At 36.0% G+C, this 16,989-nt stretch carries 24 protein-coding genes, 5 tRNA genes and 2 pseudogenes; 22 read left to right on the top strand and 9 right to left on the bottom strand.

All coding sequences use genetic code 11. From position 1 onward, the window contains the following. Positions 1–904: hypothetical protein (locus CO050_00750; GenBank protein ID PJC32248.1), on the top strand; the 904-nt coding region annotated here is incomplete at its 5' end. Positions 905–1,002: 98 nt separating this feature from the next. Here the strand turns inward: CO050_00750 and CO050_00745 are convergent. From CO050_00745 to CO050_00735, 3 genes are all read right to left on the bottom strand, one after another. After that, on the bottom strand, positions 1,003–1,227 hold the full coding sequence (locus tag CO050_00745) for a hypothetical protein (GenBank protein PJC32247.1): 225 nt from the start codon (positions 1,225–1,227) through the stop codon (positions 1,003–1,005). A 162-nt stretch (positions 1,228–1,389) separates the two neighbouring features. Then, positions 1,390–1,590 (bottom strand): hypothetical protein, encoded by a 201-nt coding sequence (locus tag CO050_00740; protein ID PJC32246.1) that lies wholly within the window; start codon positions 1,588–1,590, stop codon positions 1,390–1,392. Between the two features lie 2 nt (positions 1,591–1,592). Beyond that, positions 1,593–2,453, bottom strand: coding sequence for an NAD(P)H-hydrate epimerase (locus CO050_00735; protein PJC32245.1), 861 nt, complete (start codon positions 2,451–2,453; stop codon positions 1,593–1,595). Between the two features lie 219 nt (positions 2,454–2,672). On the opposite strand from CO050_00735, the gene CO050_00730 reads away from it, so the two are divergent. Next, the gene (locus CO050_00730; GenBank protein ID PJC32244.1) at positions 2,673–2,867 is read left to right on the top strand and encodes a hypothetical protein; all 195 of its coding nucleotides are present in this window, start codon (positions 2,673–2,675) and stop codon (positions 2,865–2,867) included. A gap of 722 nt (positions 2,868–3,589) precedes the next feature. On the opposite strand, the gene CO050_00725 is transcribed toward CO050_00730, so the two are convergent. Both CO050_00725 and CO050_00720 read right to left on the bottom strand, forming a co-directional pair. Continuing rightward, a tRNA-Ser gene (locus CO050_00725) sits at positions 3,590–3,678 on the bottom strand. Positions 3,679–3,721: 43 nt separating this feature from the next. Further along, positions 3,722–3,796: transfer RNA gene (locus CO050_00720), tRNA-Arg, on the bottom strand. 46 nt (positions 3,797–3,842) lie between these two features. On the opposite strand from CO050_00720, the gene CO050_00715 reads away from it, so the two are divergent. The 11 genes and pseudogenes from CO050_00715 to CO050_00665 all read left to right on the top strand — a co-directional run bounded on the left by CO050_00715 (position 3,843) and on the right by CO050_00665 (position 9,316). Then, positions 3,843–3,925, top strand: a tRNA-Leu gene (locus tag CO050_00715). Between the two features lie 6 nt (positions 3,926–3,931). Then, positions 3,932–4,019 (top strand) — tRNA-Ser (locus CO050_00710). 206 nt (positions 4,020–4,225) lie between these two features. Continuing rightward, positions 4,226–4,429 (top strand): DNA-binding protein, encoded by a 204-nt coding sequence (locus tag CO050_00705; protein ID PJC32243.1) that lies wholly within the window; start codon positions 4,226–4,228, stop codon positions 4,427–4,429. A gap of 15 nt (positions 4,430–4,444) precedes the next feature. Continuing rightward, on the top strand, positions 4,445–5,263 hold the full coding sequence (locus CO050_00700) for a TdeIII family type II restriction endonuclease (GenBank protein ID PJC32242.1): 819 nt from the start codon (positions 4,445–4,447) through the stop codon (positions 5,261–5,263). A gap of 2 nt (positions 5,264–5,265) precedes the next feature. After that, the gene (locus CO050_00695) at positions 5,266–6,387 is read left to right on the top strand and encodes a DNA adenine methylase (GenBank protein PJC32241.1); all 1,122 of its coding nucleotides are present in this window, start codon (positions 5,266–5,268) and stop codon (positions 6,385–6,387) included. Positions 6,388–6,393: 6 nt separating this feature from the next. Further along, on the top strand, positions 6,394–7,170 hold the full coding sequence (locus CO050_00690) for a hypothetical protein (protein ID PJC32240.1): 777 nt from the start codon (positions 6,394–6,396) through the stop codon (positions 7,168–7,170). Then, positions 7,160–7,564: a hypothetical protein gene (locus CO050_00685; GenBank protein PJC32239.1), complete on the top strand. Its 405-nt coding sequence runs from the start codon at positions 7,160–7,162 to the stop codon at positions 7,562–7,564. Before CO050_00690 ends, CO050_00685 begins: the two co-directional genes overlap by 11 nt. Before the next feature lie 4 nt (positions 7,565–7,568). After that, a pseudogene (locus tag CO050_00680) lies at positions 7,569–8,057 on the top strand (TIR-like domain-containing protein). A 3-nt stretch (positions 8,058–8,060) separates the two neighbouring features. After that, positions 8,061–8,243, top strand: a complete 183-nt coding sequence (locus CO050_00675; GenBank protein ID PJC32238.1) for a hypothetical protein — start codon at positions 8,061–8,063, stop codon at positions 8,241–8,243. An 18-nt stretch (positions 8,244–8,261) separates the two neighbouring features. Further along, the gene (locus CO050_00670) at positions 8,262–8,957 is read left to right on the top strand and encodes a hypothetical protein (protein ID PJC32237.1); all 696 of its coding nucleotides are present in this window, start codon (positions 8,262–8,264) and stop codon (positions 8,955–8,957) included. Positions 8,958–9,013: 56 nt separating this feature from the next. Next, positions 9,014–9,316, top strand: coding sequence for a large conductance mechanosensitive channel protein MscL (locus CO050_00665; protein PJC32236.1), 303 nt, complete (start codon positions 9,014–9,016; stop codon positions 9,314–9,316). Here CO050_00665 and CO050_00660 read toward each other — a convergent pair. From CO050_00660 to CO050_00645, 4 genes are all read right to left on the bottom strand, one after another. Continuing rightward, complete coding sequence (locus CO050_00660) at positions 9,313–9,690, bottom strand: hypothetical protein (GenBank protein PJC32235.1); 378 nt, start codon at positions 9,688–9,690, stop codon at positions 9,313–9,315. The two genes, CO050_00665 and CO050_00660, sit on opposite strands and share 4 nt — an antisense overlap. Continuing rightward, positions 9,690–10,001 (bottom strand): hypothetical protein, encoded by a 312-nt coding sequence (locus CO050_00655; protein ID PJC32234.1) that lies wholly within the window; start codon positions 9,999–10,001, stop codon positions 9,690–9,692. The genes CO050_00660 and CO050_00655 overlap by 1 nt, the downstream gene beginning before the upstream one ends. A gap of 115 nt (positions 10,002–10,116) precedes the next feature. Further along, complete coding sequence (locus CO050_00650) at positions 10,117–10,701, bottom strand: hypothetical protein (protein PJC32233.1); 585 nt, start codon at positions 10,699–10,701, stop codon at positions 10,117–10,119. A 212-nt stretch (positions 10,702–10,913) separates the two neighbouring features. Further along, positions 10,914–12,035, bottom strand: coding sequence for a hypothetical protein (locus CO050_00645; protein PJC32232.1), 1,122 nt, complete (start codon positions 12,033–12,035; stop codon positions 10,914–10,916). Between the two features lie 274 nt (positions 12,036–12,309). Here CO050_00645 and CO050_00640 point away from each other — a divergent pair, with 274 nt between their 5' ends. The 9 genes and pseudogenes from CO050_00640 (at position 12,310) to CO050_00600 (ending at position 16,669) form a co-directional block, all read left to right on the top strand. Continuing rightward, complete coding sequence (locus CO050_00640; protein ID PJC32231.1) at positions 12,310–12,510, top strand: hypothetical protein; 201 nt, start codon at positions 12,310–12,312, stop codon at positions 12,508–12,510. After that, positions 12,420–12,605: a hypothetical protein gene (locus CO050_00635; GenBank protein ID PJC32230.1), complete on the top strand. Its 186-nt coding sequence runs from the start codon at positions 12,420–12,422 to the stop codon at positions 12,603–12,605. Before CO050_00640 ends, CO050_00635 begins: the two co-directional genes overlap by 91 nt. Positions 12,606–12,608: 3 nt before the next feature. After that, positions 12,609–12,824: pseudogene (locus CO050_00630) on the top strand (phosphoenolpyruvate carboxykinase (ATP)). Next, positions 12,772–12,966, top strand: coding sequence for a hypothetical protein (locus CO050_00625; GenBank protein ID PJC32229.1), 195 nt, complete (start codon positions 12,772–12,774; stop codon positions 12,964–12,966). The pseudogene CO050_00630 and the gene CO050_00625 overlap by 53 nt, the downstream one beginning before the upstream one ends. Positions 12,967–13,026: 60 nt before the next feature. Next, on the top strand, positions 13,027–13,533 hold the full coding sequence (locus CO050_00620; protein ID PJC32228.1) for a hypothetical protein: 507 nt from the start codon (positions 13,027–13,029) through the stop codon (positions 13,531–13,533). Positions 13,534–13,606: 73 nt separating this feature from the next. Continuing rightward, positions 13,607–13,683: transfer RNA gene (locus CO050_00615), tRNA-Arg, on the top strand. Positions 13,684–13,732: 49 nt separating this feature from the next. After that, a complete protein-coding gene (locus CO050_00610) occupies positions 13,733–13,936 on the top strand; it encodes a hypothetical protein (GenBank protein PJC32227.1) in 204 nt (67 codons plus the stop codon). Positions 13,937–14,129: 193 nt separating this feature from the next. Then, the gene (locus CO050_00605; GenBank protein PJC32226.1) at positions 14,130–16,388 is read left to right on the top strand and encodes a valine--tRNA ligase; all 2,259 of its coding nucleotides are present in this window, start codon (positions 14,130–14,132) and stop codon (positions 16,386–16,388) included. Between the two features lie 41 nt (positions 16,389–16,429). Further along, complete coding sequence (locus tag CO050_00600) at positions 16,430–16,669, top strand: hypothetical protein (GenBank protein PJC32225.1); 240 nt, start codon at positions 16,430–16,432, stop codon at positions 16,667–16,669. The last annotated feature ends 320 nt before the right edge of the window (positions 16,670–16,989 follow it).

Genomic DNA, 16,989 nt, shown 5'->3' with positions numbered 1-16,989 from the left:
ACACGCTGAAGGAGCAACCTATCTTTGGAGCCAAGATGAACTTAAGGAGATTTTATCTGAAACAGAGTGGCAGGATTTCAGAGAGATATATGATCTATCGCAGGAGAATGAATTAGAAGGAAAGCTGCATTTAGTTAAAAAAACTAACAAATTCCTACCAAGCATAGAACGGAAACTCCTGGAAATAAGAAATAAGAAGGTTCAACCTGATAAAGACCGGAAAATTATTACCAGCTGGAATGCCCTTTTAGGAATTGCTTTTTTAATTGCCGGCAGATACCTTAAAAATGATTCTTATAAAAAGCGGGGGTTATACTTATACCAACAATTGATAACGGCTCATTGGAATGACGAAATACTTGCCCACAGTTCTTTTGAAGATCATTTACAAAAACAACCCTTTCTAGAAGATTACGCCACAACTTTACTGCTTTCGACCTACGTATATGAGGAGGATTTTACTAATTTGGAACTAGTTAAAAAATTGCGTTCTAAGTTAATAGAGTATTCCAAAGAAGAAAAATGGATGGAAAGTATTACAGACGGGGATTTTCAACCGGTAGAAGCATCTTTTTTTGATAATCCCACCCCATCCAGTATTTCCATAGCAGAGGAAGCCTTAAGAAGATCAAGTTTAATTTTGGGAGAAGTTGATGAAAGGAATTTGAAATATAAAATACCTTTATCCAGTGACTTTTATAACCTGGTGGTTTATTATAAATTGGGAAATTTCCATGAGGTTCATTCTCAAGAGAGTTTAGATTGCTCGAGTTTGCCCGTTAACAGCATTCAACTTAAAGGGCAGGAGTATCAGGATTGCTACAAGATGGAGTGCCGACGATTTGAGAATAAAAAATCGTTGCTTGACGAATTAAACAAAAGGTCATTTTTTGCAATTAAATAAATTATGTACGACGACAATAAATTATTACGTTAAGAATATACCAAATGCGGATTCTAAGGTAATTATTAAGACCACTGGCGGAGATGAACAAATCTATCTTAAAGCCGGGCAAGTCTCCATGCTATAGCAAATTCTGATACTGTCCCTGTTCCATCGTTGAATATGATATATGTGTCTGCCAGCTCAAGTAATTTTTTCGTCCTCATTATATAATTGGCTTCCTCGTAAGACTTATCTGCAAAGTTTGTTGCTACTTCACTTTTTCCCTCCCTCAAAAAGAGTCGCAAGCTCAGGTTTATAACATACAACAGTTGTTTTACCATTCGCCTTTTTTGCTCCAAGAGTTGCAGCAAGCATCACTCCCGGCTCACCACCATTAACTATTCATCTTCCCGACTGCACAATTTCCATCGCAGTGTCATAGGCGCCATCAAAATGTGGATCGCCCTTTTTACCACATGAGCAACCAAAAAACGCTATCCGTTTTATTTCCCTAATATTTTTATAAGGTAACCAATAATGAGTAACACGATTCCTACAATGCCAATAAATTGTTCACGTTTCATTTCATTATAAACGCGATTATTTATTTTATGCTCCTTCCATACCCGTCTATGAACCATAATCGCAGTGATGCCAATTATTATCTCTCCAGCGACTTGTAATGTCTCACTGATGAATTCCATAGTTAAGATATTTTTATAATTTCTTCGTGTTCAAATATATTCTGGATATGAATGTTAAGCTTCTCATAAACTGCTTCGGGCACAGATAGATCGGCTACATATAATTCTCCTACATAATCCCTTGCTTTGTCTGTCAGTAAGCCGACCTTTGGAAGAGCAAGAGTGAGGGTTGTTGTTGCCCGCATAGTAGAATCAGAAGCTTCTCCGGTATCGCCATTCAGCCCTGAGGGAATATCAACTGCGAGTACTGGTTTATCTGCATTATTGGCGGATCGAATAAGTGATGCTAGAGGTTCTTTTGGATTTTCCTGGATGTTATATCCTAAAAGAGCATCGATAATAAGATCGGCTCTTGTTAGCATAGAATCTAAAGCACTATTGGAAGGCTCATAGATAGGCGCTTCGATGTTTTTAAGCACGGTGTATTGCACTCGCGCATCTGTCCGTAGCTCCGAAGAAGTTGTTGATAGAAAACATGCAACATCAGCGCCAAGATTTATCAAATGTCGGGCTGCCCCCAGTCCATCTCCTCCATTATTTCCTTTTCCACAAAGAATAACTATCCTTTTATTTTTTACACTCCCTCCCAGCATTCGGCGTGACAATAGTGCAATATTTCTTGAAGCATTTTCCATCATCATAAGAATCGATACGCCAACCTCCTCAACCATGAGTCTATCCACTTCCCGCATTTGTTCAATTGTTACTGAACAATCAAAGAGTAACTTCTCATATTCATCGGTATACTGAGTTGCGGTACTTTTTTCCTGATACTCAAAGTTGAAATCTGCCTTTTGTACTTCCATGGTGAGTCCAGGTTTTTTCGACCAGAATTGAATTTTTATTTCTTCTTTCGGGTTCATATGGACCTGGGTGTTTAAAAATAATAATAATGTCCTTTCGCGCTTGTCCTGTCCGTTTACCTGCCTTTACTATTATGGGAATGTGTTCCCAACGAGGATTGGTCAATGTAAACTGAATGCTAAAATCGGTATTCTTTGATTTTTTTGTGGATTATTATCCAGTTTCATATCCATCTTATATAATAAGAATATAATTATATCTTGAGTAAAGTGATTAATATGTCAGCAATAAGACAAACAACAAAAGAAAAACCCCGCACTGTTTTTTATATTGATGTAGATAATACACTTCTTGACAATGATCATATCAAGGATAAAATAAAAGCCGCATGGGAGCTCATGGCAACCGGCACAAAAACCCTATTAAGAAATGGCAACTATCATGAACGAATGGGGTTTATGTCAAACTTCTAGAAGTAAAGAGCGACCATTATTACCACAAACCATTAATCGTATATTAACGTCCGTTTAGCAAGAAAAAATAGAGATAATACTGAATTCCCACTACGAAGAATAGTCCTCTGTCAGAACTGTGGCACACCTTTAACTGGTGCTTGGAGTAAGGGGAAACGCTCAAAGTACGGGTATTATTTTTGTAGAAAAAGATGCGGTATGAAGTCGATTCCAATGGATGATATGAATAACGCCATGATTTATCTTTTATCTACTATTACTCCTACAAAAGAATATCTAGATGCGTTTATTGCATTGTTAAGAAGGACTTATTACCAGCGAATTAAACAATTACAGAAACGAAAAGAAGAGGCTGATAGTGAACTAAAAAAACTTCAAACCCTTCGGCAATCATTGATTCAGAAAAATCTAACTGGTGTCTATTCTGATGAAATATTTAAAGAGCAAAATAAACTTATTGAGGAACAGATACTATCTTTACAAATAGCAAAAAGTGACGAGTCGTTAGCAAAATATAATCTTGAATCAATTGTTAACTTTATGCAGGAGAAGTTTAATAATTTAGGCAAAACGTATCAAATGTCTAATCTTAGCCAGATCAGAGTCCTTTTGTGTTCGATATTTCCATCTGGGATGTTATGGAGCTATCCGGGCTATTCGAACACCACAATTAGCCCATTGTATCAGTCTATTCGTATGTTTGAAGATGATAGTATCACTTCTGGCGGAGGAGGTGGGATTCGAACCCACGAGTCCAGTAAAGGACGCAGACTTTCCAGGTCTGTGGAATAAACCGCTATCCGACTCCTCCCTCCCTATCTGTTATTTTACTTTGATCTTTCTATTTATCCTAATTGTGCTTTCGGCGGGAATCGAACCCACATTTCAGCCTTCGGAGGGCCGTGTTCTATCCATTAAACTACAAAAGCATTTGGGGCTAATTATAGCAAGACTGGTGGTAAAATGAATATCTAGGCCAGAGTGGCGAAACGGTAGACGCGCTACGTTCAGGGCGTAGTGAGAGCAATCTCGTGGAGGTTCAAATCCTCTCTCTGGCACTTGATGGAGAGGTGGCAGAATGGTAATGCACCGGTTTCGAAAACCGGCTCCGCCTATGGCGGATTGCAGGTTCGAATCCTGTCCTCTCCGCCAAAGCTTTAGCAGTGTTTTCTGAACGAAGTTCGAACATTTTTTGAGCAAAACCCTCAATAAGGAAGCCAGCCCATTCGCGGGCAACGCTAAGGAACTCCCCAAAGATTCGTTTACAAAATTGTTTAAATTAGTTATCATTATAGTATCAAGAAAGAAACCTTTATATTATATTCTATATACTATATAGTTATACAATTAGAAAAGATATGTCAAATAATAAAATTGCTGAAAACTTAAAGAAACTGCGGGCTAAAAAGGGGCTATCTCTCGAAAAGATTGCTCGCCTTGCCGATTTATCACTTAACACCATTGTTAAGGTTGAAAACGGAGTAAATACAAACCCGACCATTGAAACACTAACTAAGATCGCCAAGGCGCTTGAAGTTGGTGTTGATGATTTAATAAAATAATTTAGGAATAATTTTATGACACAAAACACATTAGATAAAAACGAAGCTATAAGATCAATCGTTCATGCATCCGTTGAATCGTTTGCTGTTGGATTTCAGGGAAGACATGAGGGCGAATTAGAAGACCCAGAGGGTACATTGAATATGAAAATTCACAATGTTTTCATTGCTGTTCTTGGGCCAGAAATTCAATACTACACAGCACTAGTGCGTTCTCTTGATAGCTCTTTAGGGAATATGCTGGAAAAAATGGCCATAAACATCGCCAAATTATCTTATGGAGTTAGACAAAATGTTGAAGGACCATTAAGTCTAAAACAAACTCAGGATATGGCTGAATTATTAGAAAAATACAAACGACGAGAAATAACGCCACCTTCCGCGGAAGATTATCAGTTTTTGCGAGTCAAGCCAGCGGAACAATCACTTGTTACAAAAAGACATGATAGTGATTATTACTTAATTGATAAAGATACAAGTGATAATTATTTAATTGAATTGAAGATTGGTGGCGATTTGGATAATAAAAAAGCTCGATCAGAAAAAGAGGCGTTGTTAGAGCAATTTGCAATTTTATCAAACACTTTACCGAAAGAAACGAATATCAAGGTATTTTTTGCAACAGCATATAATCGATTTGGTGAAGGCAAACCATGGAAACAAGAAAGGGTTCGGCAATATTTTTCTGATGATGAGCTTTTAATTGGGAAAGATTTTTGGGATTTTGTCTGTAAGTCAGATGATGGATACAATATTGTTCTTGAAGCTTATAAAGAAAAAGCGGGACTTATTAAAAGTTCACTGGATTCGATTAAAAAAACTTATTTAGGATAATTATGCAACCACTTATTAAATGGCCAGGCGGAAAATCTAAAGAGTATGAGCAAATAAAAAATCTCATACCTAAACACACGCGTTATATCGAGCCATTTTTTGGTGGTGGCGCAATATTTTTTAAACTTCAACCTCAAAAAGCAATAATAAATGACATCTGTGAAGAGTTAATTAAATTTTACCGTTTTATTAAAGGCGAAAAAAACAAGGCTGAGTTTAAGAGTTGTTTGTACGATTATGTTGATAACTGGGAAAAAATTCCAAAGTACATAAATATATTCGAAAATGAGATCGTTAAACTTTATGATGATTATAAGAACGATAAAAAAACCGAAAAAGAGGCAAAAGAAATTATAACCGAAAAATTAAAATCCAAAGAAGATCAGTTTAACGGTTTATTTTTAGAAAAATTTGCCCTTGATCCAAATAATCTACTTCAAGAAATAATAAAGAATCTAATTTCTAAAATAAGCAGAACAAAAAAGATTGAAAAAGAGCGAGGGACATTACCTGACGGAGATTTGCATAAAAATATTGAAACTGCTTTTAGAAGTGGATTTTATATGCACTTTCGAGATGTGATGAATAAAAATGGTTCGAAGTATAAAACTTCTTTAGCCAAAAAAATTTCTAACTACTATTTTATTAGAGAATTTTGTTATGCTTCGATGTTTAGATTTAACGCTAAAGGTGATTTTAACATTCCTTACGGAGGAATTGCATACAACAATAAAGACCTTAGAAGCAAGGTAGATTACATATTTAGTGATGAGGTGGAAAAAGTATTTGAAAATGCTGAAATTTTGAATACTGATTTTGAAGAAATTCTAACCCGAAAAGATTTGAACAAAAATGATTTTATTTTCTTAGATCCGCCGTATGATACTGATTTCAGCGATTATGAAAAAAAAACTTTTGATAAAAAAGACCAAGAAAGATTAGCGAAGTGCCTTTATGACATGCAGGCTAAATTTATTCTTATAATTAAAAATACCCCCTTTATTTTGGACTTGTATAAGAATAAAAAAGGGATAAAGATTGATAAGTTTGAGAAAACTTATCTTTATAATGTTAAAGGTAGAAACGACAGAGATGTTGAACATCTCGTTGTTTATAATTTCTGATTTAATATGCAAGAATTTACCAACACAATTATACACGGCGATTGTATCGAAGAAATGAAAAAAATCTCCGATAATTCTGTTGATTTAATTTTTGCAGACCCACCCTATTATTTACAGTTACCAAAAGGGAAAAGACTAAAAAGGGCTGATGGTTCAGAAATTATACCCGTTGATGATGAATGGGATCAATTTGAAAGTTATGAAGATTATGATAATTTTACCAAAAGTTGGATTAAGGAATGTCAAAGAATATTAAAGCCAACTGGAACTTTTTGGGTTATTGGTATGTACCATAATATTTTTCGAGTTGGCAAAATTATGCAAGATCTTGGCTTTTGGTTCTTAAATGATATTATTTGGGTAAAAACTGACGCACTGCCAAACCTTAACGGACGAAGATTTACAAATAATCACGAAACAATAATTTGGTCTGTCAAAGATAAAAATTCTAAAGGATATACTTTTAATTATGAATTTTTGAAAAAAATGAATGGTGGAAAACAAATGAAGGATACAGATTGGATTTTTGGTCTGTGCAGAAGGCAAGAAAGATTAAAAGATGTAAATGGTATAAAGGCACATCCAACACAAAAACCGTTGAAACTTATCCAGCAAATCTTGCTAACAGCGAGCAACAAAGGTGATTTAATTCTTGATCCATTTCTAGGAAGTGGAACAACAGCAGTGGTAGCAAAAGCGCTTGGTAGGAACTGGATTGGAATTGAAAAAGAGAAAAAATATGTTAATTTAGCAAATGATAGAGTAAAAAATTATGAAAAATAAACGAAAACATCTTGAATTTATACAAACAATTATCGGTCGAATGGCTGGCAATTTATTTTTTCTAAAAGGTTGGACAATCACCATGATTGGGGCGCTACTTGCGTTGTTTTCAAAAAATAATAGTCCTGACTGTGTTTTCTATTTTTTGATTATTATCGTCCTTATTTTTTGGATTTTAGACGGATATTTTCTATCCCAAGAGCGTTCATACAGAGATTTGTATAATCATGTTAGAAAACTAAAAGAGGAGGAGGTTGATTTTTCTATGGATATAAGTGAGTATCAAAAACTCAAGAATAATACTCTTATCTTTGCGATGTTTTCTACAACTCTTTTAGTTTTCTATCTGCCTTTGGTTGGCATAGCATTTTTTATCATATATCAGTTAAAATAAAATTATGGCAAGAAAAACATTTTTTAGTTTTCATTATGCTCCCGACTGTTGGAGAGCTTCCCAAATAAGAAATAGTTGGGTTACGCAAGACAGAAAATCAGCTGGGTTTTTTGATTCTGTCTAGTGGGAAGAAGTAAAGAAAAAACAAGATTTCGAAATAGAAAAATGGATTGATAACCAGTTAGACGGAACATCAGTAACAGTTGTTTTAATTGGGTCAACCACTGCTGGTAGAAAATGGATAAACTACGAAATAACGAGTAGTCATAAAAAAGGAAATGGTCTTTTGGGCATTTATGTTCACAACCAAAAAAATAGCAAGGGTCTTACGAGTAGCAAAGGAAAAAATCCATTTGAAGATTGGTCGATAACAAGGAACGGGCAAAAGGTATTGCTTTCAAGTATTTATCCGACATATGATTGGGTAAATAATGACGGATATACAAACATGGGAAATTGGATTGAAGAGGCGGCAAAAAAAGCCGGAAAATAAAAGGTGGCGCGCCAGTTTTCAACTGGCACGAAATTCGGAAGCGAAAAAGGAAAGGTTCAAAAACCCGCCCGCATTCCTCCCCAGACCCCTCCTGCGGGCGGGACGAAAGCCGAGTCCAAATTAGTTTTCAGGATTTTCGTCAAAAAAAGTTCGAACATCAATCAAAAAACACCGCCAAAGCTTTAGCGACAGCGACCTACGCTTATGGACTATACAAAAGAATATATAAGAAAAAACCCTGGCCTTCATATAGAAGATTCAGAGTTTAAAGCGGCTGAAATATTACATATCCTTCCCTCCAATATTACTGTTAATTCATTACTAGACGTTGCTTGTGGCGCCGGAAAAATATCCTTAATCTTAGGCTCAAAACTGTCCATCGAAAAAATTGTAGGAATAGACATATCTAAAACTATAATCGAAAAAGCTAGAGAGCTAGACACCAAACATGAAGTTACCTGGAAGGTCACAGATATTTTCAGCTATAGACCAAAAAGTATATTTGACCTTATTATCTGTATAGACATCGTCGAACATATTAAAAATGATTACAAATTTTTACAAAAACTAGGAGATCTAGGAAATAGGGTTGTAGTTAAAGCACCTATCGAAGACTCATTGTTCTATAAATTTCTCAAGAAAGCTAAAATATTTGATGGTTGGAAATTTACCGAGAATAAATTTGGACATCTACACCATTATGGTGAAGGTAGCTTGGACAAACTAATAAGCAGAGCTGGGTGGAAGATAGTTCGATCTAGCACTGCATATGTCCCGAAAAGACCTAAATTAAAATGGAAGATAATTGGAACAATCACCTACCCGTTAAGAGTATTTGATAACAAACATATTCTTCGATTATTCGGTGGCTACAAAATGTATTATCTCGAAAAAAAGTAATTAACCAAAATTTAATTCATAGTATAATTTTCCCCCTAACATAGGAGGTGATATGTATGAAAGGATTTATTGATTTTATTCGCGAGCAAGGAGTAGTTGGCTTAGCTGTTGGTTTTATCCTTGGAGGAGCTGTATCCAAAGTTGTGGCTTCTTTAGTTAAAGATATTATTAATCCAATTCTGGGAATAGTGTTAGGATCAACAGGTGGACTTGCTACAATGTCAATCAAAGCAGGTTCAATTGAAATAATGCTTGGTAGTTTTATTTCAGTTGTAATCGACTTTTTGGTAATTGCATTGGTAGTTTACTATGGAGTTAAAGCTCTAGGATTAGATAAATTAGACAAAAAGAAAGGTTAAACTACTGCAAAAGCTACGATATCTTTTGGACTTAACGAATAAGTCCGGGTCTTGCCCAGTTGACTTTGTAAACGGAGCAACTTTTTCAAGTCATCAGCGAGTGTAACTCGGTGATTGAATCTCCATTCTGATTCTAGCATATGTGCTGCAAACTGGCTTCTTGGGATGCCGTTGAATTTGTTTAGCCGCCTTTTCATCCAAGACCAATACGACTCAACTCCATTAATATGTGTACCATCAGGTCTGGCAAACTCATTTTCATCATGTTTAACTTTTTTGTGATTGTACCCGTATACAGCTAAAGCGTCGTAACTTCTCCATCCATCTGAATAAATATCGCTACCTGAAGCCACTACTCTGCGAATAATTGGCATCACTGCTTTCCTCTGGACAGTGGGAATACAATGATTTTTCTTCCTGCACCCCTACCACGCTTTCCACGAACCCTTCTGGGACCGAAATAACTTTCATCAAGCTCAAGGCCATTCTTGAGATTACAATTTCGTCTCTCTTGTAGAGCCTGTTCGAAAATTGCTTGCCGGAAAAGATTGAAATATCTATCTGCTGTTTTGCGATTAACACCAGCAATTTCGGAAGCGGTCAGCGCACTAATATCTGCCACGAAACTACTAAAAAGAATGGTGTATTTTTGCCGAGAAATTCGTCGACGATTATGAATCCTCATTTCTTCCCAGTATATCCTACTAATTCGTTTGTTAATTAGTGGTTAACTGGGCAAGACCCTAAGTAAAATTCCCCCGTAGTTTCAGGACCTAAGCCACCAATTATTCCAATTGTTTTCATAGTGAATGTGTTTTCTTAAAATTTACCACTACATCTGTATAAAACGCATTTTCAGCCAGATATTCTAGCAACTGAGTTGTTTTTTCAAGTGGATCACCATTGAGTTGAGAACAGAGTTGTGCGATTTCCAATCTGTTTTCTTCCTTGTACTCATATTCTTTAATTTCCCCATCAGTCATTTTGAAGATAAAGTAAATATGATCTTCGCCCACAATGTCGTTCCAGAATCCGTTATCTAATTTTTCTCTAATGATTGTCTTGTAACTTTCAAGCGAGCTTGCTGGAACAAGTAGCTTTCTACTTTCAGAGCTCTCAACTTTTTCGATTGAAATATCAAGAGCGATAAGTTCTGCATCGGTTATTTGAGTTGCACCCATGAGGTAACTTTTGTAGCTACTATCTTCTTTAACAAGTTCTTGATCAACCTGATCATGCGTAATCATATGAGCAGTTATCTGCATTCCCTGCAAGAACTTAATTGCGTTCTCTCGAGTTGCTTCTCCTTTACCTTTGTTTGTTTCAAGGTATTTGATTGCTTTTTGGATATCTGTTTCTGTGATATCTGAAGTTTGGTTTTTCATAATTGACCTTATTGTATCAAAATAATAGAAAATAAGTTTAAAGTTTAATTAACAAAATCGTTCCTTCTCAGAATTTGAATTCAAATATCCATCCATCAACCTCGCAATCCAAAACCAAAAATCTAAATTAATTTCTGGTTCGAAACAAAATGCATTAGGGTCACCAATCTAATAGACTGTATAGGACATGAAGTTGAAAGAGATATAAATCTTTAAGTAATAAAATCTAAATAATTTTCCTTATTTATTTCTTTAAAAGAAGCATTGTTGTAAGTTTCCAGCCATAATTTTGGTGGTTTTGATTGTTTTTCTTGCCATTTAAATTCAAACCCATTTAGCTTGCCACTATTCTCTTCTATAAGATCGACCTTTTTTTGATCATAAGTCCTCCAAAAATAATAATTTGTATTAAAATTTGTATAACTATTTATTTTACGTCTTTCTATCATGAGAAAATTTTCCCAAAGTTGTCCAATATCATTTCTATCTTCAAGTTTATTAAAGTTTGAAATCAAAGCATTTCTAATACCTGTATCATAAAAATAATATTTTGACATTTTAGTAACTTCTTTTCTTAGGTTTCTTGAAAACCCTCCTAATGAAAAAATTACAAATGATTTCTCAAATAAATCGAGATAATTAGCTACTGTTTTAGAATCAATAGCAACACTATTGGCAATTTCTACAGTAGAAACCTCGGAACCTACTTGAAAAGCTAATAATTTTAAAATACTGACTATTTTGTTTGAATTCTTTATTCCACAATATTCTAAAATATCTTTTAATAGATAAGAATTTGTAAGCTGTTTTATTACTTTTTCCTTTTCTAAATAGGTAGTTTGATTTAAAACATCTGGATATGAACCGTAAATTAAAAATGATTCAATCTGATGTATTAACTCATCGCGTGAAATGTCTTTTGATAATTCAAATTGTGAAATGGGATAAAGATCAATAACATTCTTTCTACCAGTCAAAGACTCTGCGGTCTGTGAGGCAAGATCAAAAGACGAAGAGCCAGTTGCTATAAAATACTTTTCTGGGAATGTGTCAACCATAAGCTTTAAAGCGAGCTCAATATTAGGAATCTTTTGTGCCTCGTCAATCACCAAAAGATCATAATTTCCAACGTAATTTATAGTGGAGGTGATAGTGCATTTAGACAAGTCACGAGCTAACTGCAAATCATCGCCTATGGAATATTTATATTTAAAAGAAGTTTTTGATAAATACTCTTGAATGAGAGTAGTTTTACCAACCTGTCTTGGACCATACACTATTAAAACTTTCCCCTTTTTTAAATTCTTAGAGATATCTACAATTCTTTTTATCATGATTATATTTTACTACTCTTTAGCGTTTTTTGCAAATTAGCGGAATCAATTCCGTCAATTTACACAAATTAGCGGATTTCAGCCTTCTGATTAGTACAAATCCTCTTGATCTAAAATCAAATTCCCATCAACCTCCTCACCCAAATCTCCACATCCACTAGATATTCTGCTCCAAAACAAAATGAATTTCGGTCACCAAACGAGACTTCATTTCTTCCCAGTATATCCTACTAATTCGTTTGTTAATTAGTGGTTAACTGGGCAAGACCCTAATTTGAGTAAAGAAAACGAGCCCCACATATACAATGCAATTCGCCACGGAGCTATTTGTGAAAACGTAATACTTGACCCAAAAACTCTTGAATATGACTTTAATAACGACACATTAGTAGAAAACAGCAGAGTTTCATATCCTATAGGGATCATATACCAAATCATGTTAAATCAGGTACTGGACCTCATCCTAAAACCATAGTTTTTTTGACCGCAGATGCCTTTGGCGTGCTTCCTCCAATTTCCAAACTCAACAAAAATAGCGCCGCTTATCATTTCTTGTCTGGCTTACACTAGTATAAGCTAGCCGGAACTGAGCGTGGCGTCACAGAACCCCAGACAACCTTCTCAACTCTTTTTGGTGAACCATTCATACCACTTGTCCCGATTAGATATGCTCAACTTTTTCAAAAATACTTAAATGAATATAATTCCAAAATCTTCCTTATAAATACGGGATGGAGTGGCGGCCCATATGGCATCAGTTCCTGTATATATCAAAAACGTTCCGTCTGAATTACTCGATCCTATTCAAACCTGGAGCGATTCCGAGCAATACAAAATAAAAGCAAAAGAATTAGCACGGCTATTTACTCAAAACTTCAAACGCTTTCACGATATTCCTACACACATAGCTTCCTCTGGTCCTACTATCTAAGCTATGGACTTTCAACTGTTTCATCTGTTATATTTATATAGTAGGTAAACTATAAAACATATGACCGATCATGAAACAAATAGCGTTATTCAGGAATGGGCTGCGCCCTCCAGGCTATTTAAAAAAAGAGGCAAGGAATATTTCTCAACTATTCTTGCAATAGTTGTCCTATTATCCGTAATCTTATTTATTCTGCATGAATGGTTGCTTATATTGCTTGTCTTCACTTTCGCCTTTTTCTCCTATGTATTAGCCACTGTTAAACCAGAGAAGATTAAGTACCAAATAGCAAAGAAAGGTATTAAAATAGGTAGTCGTTACTATGTTTGGAGTCAATTAACAGATTTTTGGATTGAACAAAAACATAGCTTCTACGTATTCCATATTGCCATGCCACTCCAGTCTCCCGGTAGAGTAATTCTTCTTATAAAAGATATCGAGCTAAAAAATAAAGTGCTTAAATTTCTTGACGATAAGCTCATTTACCACGAAGAACCACAAAAAACCTGGGCTGAGAGAGCTGGAGATTGGCTCGAGCAGAAAATCCAGCTTGAAAAGTCTTCTTAAGCCTCCTAGGTCTTCCTAAGCTTCCTAGTGGTAAAATACAGATGCGTTTCGTGGTTTACCCATGTTTCTGTTTGCGCCTGTAGCTCAGTGGATTAGAGCGCGTCCTTGCGGAGGATGAGGTCGGAGGTTCGAATCCTCTCAGGCGCACCAAGAAGGTTTGAAACAGTAATAATTTAATAGAGGAAGGATGTGATAGTAAATGAAAATATTACCAACATCTAAATCAGATAGGAAGCTTTTTTTAATTTCATTAGGAATTGCCTTTATCTTAAATATTCCACAAATCCTAAAAATCAGCAGTTTAGGATATTTAGTAGGGTATCTAATAAATACTGCTATATACGCAATTGTTATTATGGTAATAATAACAATTGTTATGTGGGTTGGGAAAAAAGTGAAATGATGGAGTGTGTTTATCCCTGCGTTTTTATTCATGGGATTTTATTGTGAAAATGAGAGATGGCAACAACAAGAGCAGACTTCTCTTTTGGATCAATCGTTGAGGTCAGATAGGTTCGAACATCGTCCCAGATGGCGCACCAAAACAGCCAAATACTTATACACTCCTGATAGCAGGAGTATAATGAAGCTTAATCATGGATTCAAAATATGATCACAAAAAGCTAGAAGAAAAGATCTATAACTCCTGGGAAAAAGGAGGGCACTTTCAACCACATGGCGACCCCAATAAAGAACCTTTTTCCATTCTTCTTCCCCCACCCAATGCAAATGCTGATCTTCACGCTGGTCATGCAATGTTCGTTATAGAAGACATCCTAATTCGATATAATAGAATGAAAGGTAGACCAACTGTTTGGATACCAGGCACCGATCACGCTGGCTTTGAAACCCAGTTTGTCTATGAAAAAAAGCTCGCTAAAGAAAAAAAATCCCGCTTCGACTTTGACCGTGAAACACTGTACAAAGACATTTATAGTTTCGTTGTAGAAAATTCAGGACGCATCCAGAATCAGTTAAGACGCATGGGTTTTTCACTAGACTGGACTCGTGAAACCTTTATGCTTGATGATCGCGTCGTAGACAGTGTTCTTAAAACCTTCGTCAAGATGCATAAAGACAAACTCGTTTATCGTGATAACTTTATGGTTAATTACTGCCCATACTACGGCACAACTTTTTCCGATCTAGAAATAAAATACATCGATAAATCTGATCCACTTTACTATCTTAAGTATGGACCATTTACACTCGCAACTGTTCGTCCCGAAACTAAGTTTGGGGATACTGCGGTGGCTGTTCATCCAGATGATAAACGCTACAAGAAGTATATTGGTAAAGAAATTGATGTAGAAGGGCTTCTTGGTAAATTCAAACTCAATGTTATTGCTGATAAAACTGTTGACCCCAAATTTGGTACTGGAGTAGTTAAAGTAACCCCAGCCCATGATCCTAATGACTTTGAAATGGGTAAGCGCCATAATCTTGAAATAAAGCAGGTTATTGGCTTTGACGGCAAACTAACCAAGCTCGCAGGCCCCTATGTAGGCATGAAAGTAGCAGCCGCACGCCAACAAATAGTTAAAGACCTAAAAGAAAAAGGCTTGATAAGCAAAATTGACGAAAGCTATGCTCACCGCGTAGCCGTTTCATACAAGGGAGACCGCCCCATAGAGCCAATGGTGATGCCAAACTGGTTTGTGGACGCTAAAAAATTAGCCAAACCCGCCATTAAAGCAGCCAAAGATAAAAAAGTTGAGTTTATCCCAGCCCGCTTTGAAAAAATGTATTACCAATGGATGGAAAATATCCGCCCCTGGGTAATTAGTCGCCAAATTGCCTTTGGAATCCGTATCCCCGCCTGGTATGACATAACAAAGAACCCAGACATTGCTATAACATTTATCAATAGTAAAAAAAAGACAATCACCGGAACTGTTAAAGACCTACTAAAAGACTACAAACTTGCCGAAATTGAAAAGGGCTTACAACAATTATCCGCACCAATAGATAGTAAGTATGAGATCAGCACTACTAAACCAAGCAAAAACCATATTCAAGACACCGACGTTTTTGATACCTGGTTCTCTTCAGGTCAATGGCCACTGACTACCTTAAAATACCCCGATGGAGAAGATTTCAAGAAATTCTATCCAACCACAGTCATGGATACCATGTGGGATATCATCTTTTTCTGGGTAGCTCGCATGATCATGTTCGGCCTTTATTTAACAAAAAAAGTACCTTTTAAACATGTTTATTTACACTCAATGGTTACCGATGAAAAGGGTCAAAAGATGAGCAAAAGTAAAGGCAACGTCGTAAACCCCATAGATCTAATTAATAGTTATGGAGCCGATGCTTTGCGTATTGCTCTTGTTGCTGGCTCTGCTCCTGGCAATCCTATTGCTATTTCAGATAACAAGGTTCGAGGCTATCGAAATTTTGCCAACAAAATCTGGAACATAGGAAGATTTATAAAACTGCAAACTCCAAATTCCGGCTCCCAAAGGTCCGATCTTTTAAGGCTAAGCCCTTCACGCAGTGGAAGGCTTAGCCTTAACATGAATAATCTTAAACCCGAAGACAAAAAAATACTTAAAAGTTTAGATAAACTAATAAAATCTGTCACCAAAAATCTTGATTCATTCCATTTCTCAGAAAGCTCACTAGATCTATACGACTTTACCTGGAATAAACTAGCAAGTGACTATATGGAGTCAATTAAAGACCGTCTACGAGATAAAGATAAAGCAGCTTTAGCTACATTAATACATGTATATGCTAATTGCTTAAAAATGCTCCATCCTTTCATGCCTTTTGTCACCGAAGCAGTCTGGCAAAACCTCTTCCCCAAAGAAAAACCTCTCATCATCTCCCCCTGGCCCAAGGTCTAACTACCCTTTACATAAACTCAGAGATAGACTATCATAAACATATGAGACTATTAAAAATAGTGATCGTTTTTGTGGTTATTACGCTTATTACCGCACTACAACCATCACCCGCATTAGCTATTGAAACAGCAAACCCAGAATCAATCCCTAAAACTGCTCCACAGACACTCACAAATAAACCTCTCTTTTCTCCAGGAGCATTGACAGAATTACAGGCAGCAGCTTTTCTTCAACCGCTGAAAATATTTATAACACTCAAATTAATCTTGAGAATAGCTTAGGAATAGTTGAACGCAAAGACTTAAGCCAAACAGGCTTATCACAAATAAAATCAAGTTCTACTTCAACCGAACAGCTTGTTAAAAGCTATCAACGTCTATCAAATGTAGAAATTGTCGAACCAAATTACTATTTTTACGCAACACGCATTCCAAATGACCCTGCCTATAACAACCATGATGACCCAAGTCTAGCAACGCAATGGTATCTAAGACAACAGTCATTTGAGCAAGCCTGGGACAAATCAATAGGAACAAACGTAAGAATCGCGATATTAGATACAGGCGTTGCCGATGGGCATCATCCAGCTCTATCAGAGCTA

It is taken from the genome of Candidatus Roizmanbacteria bacterium CG_4_9_14_0_2_um_filter_38_17, from assembly GCA_002788855.1.
Lineage (GTDB): Bacteria > Patescibacteriota > Microgenomatia.
Note: the sequence above shows the minus strand (reverse complement) of the source record. Positions and strands in the feature narration are given on the sequence as shown.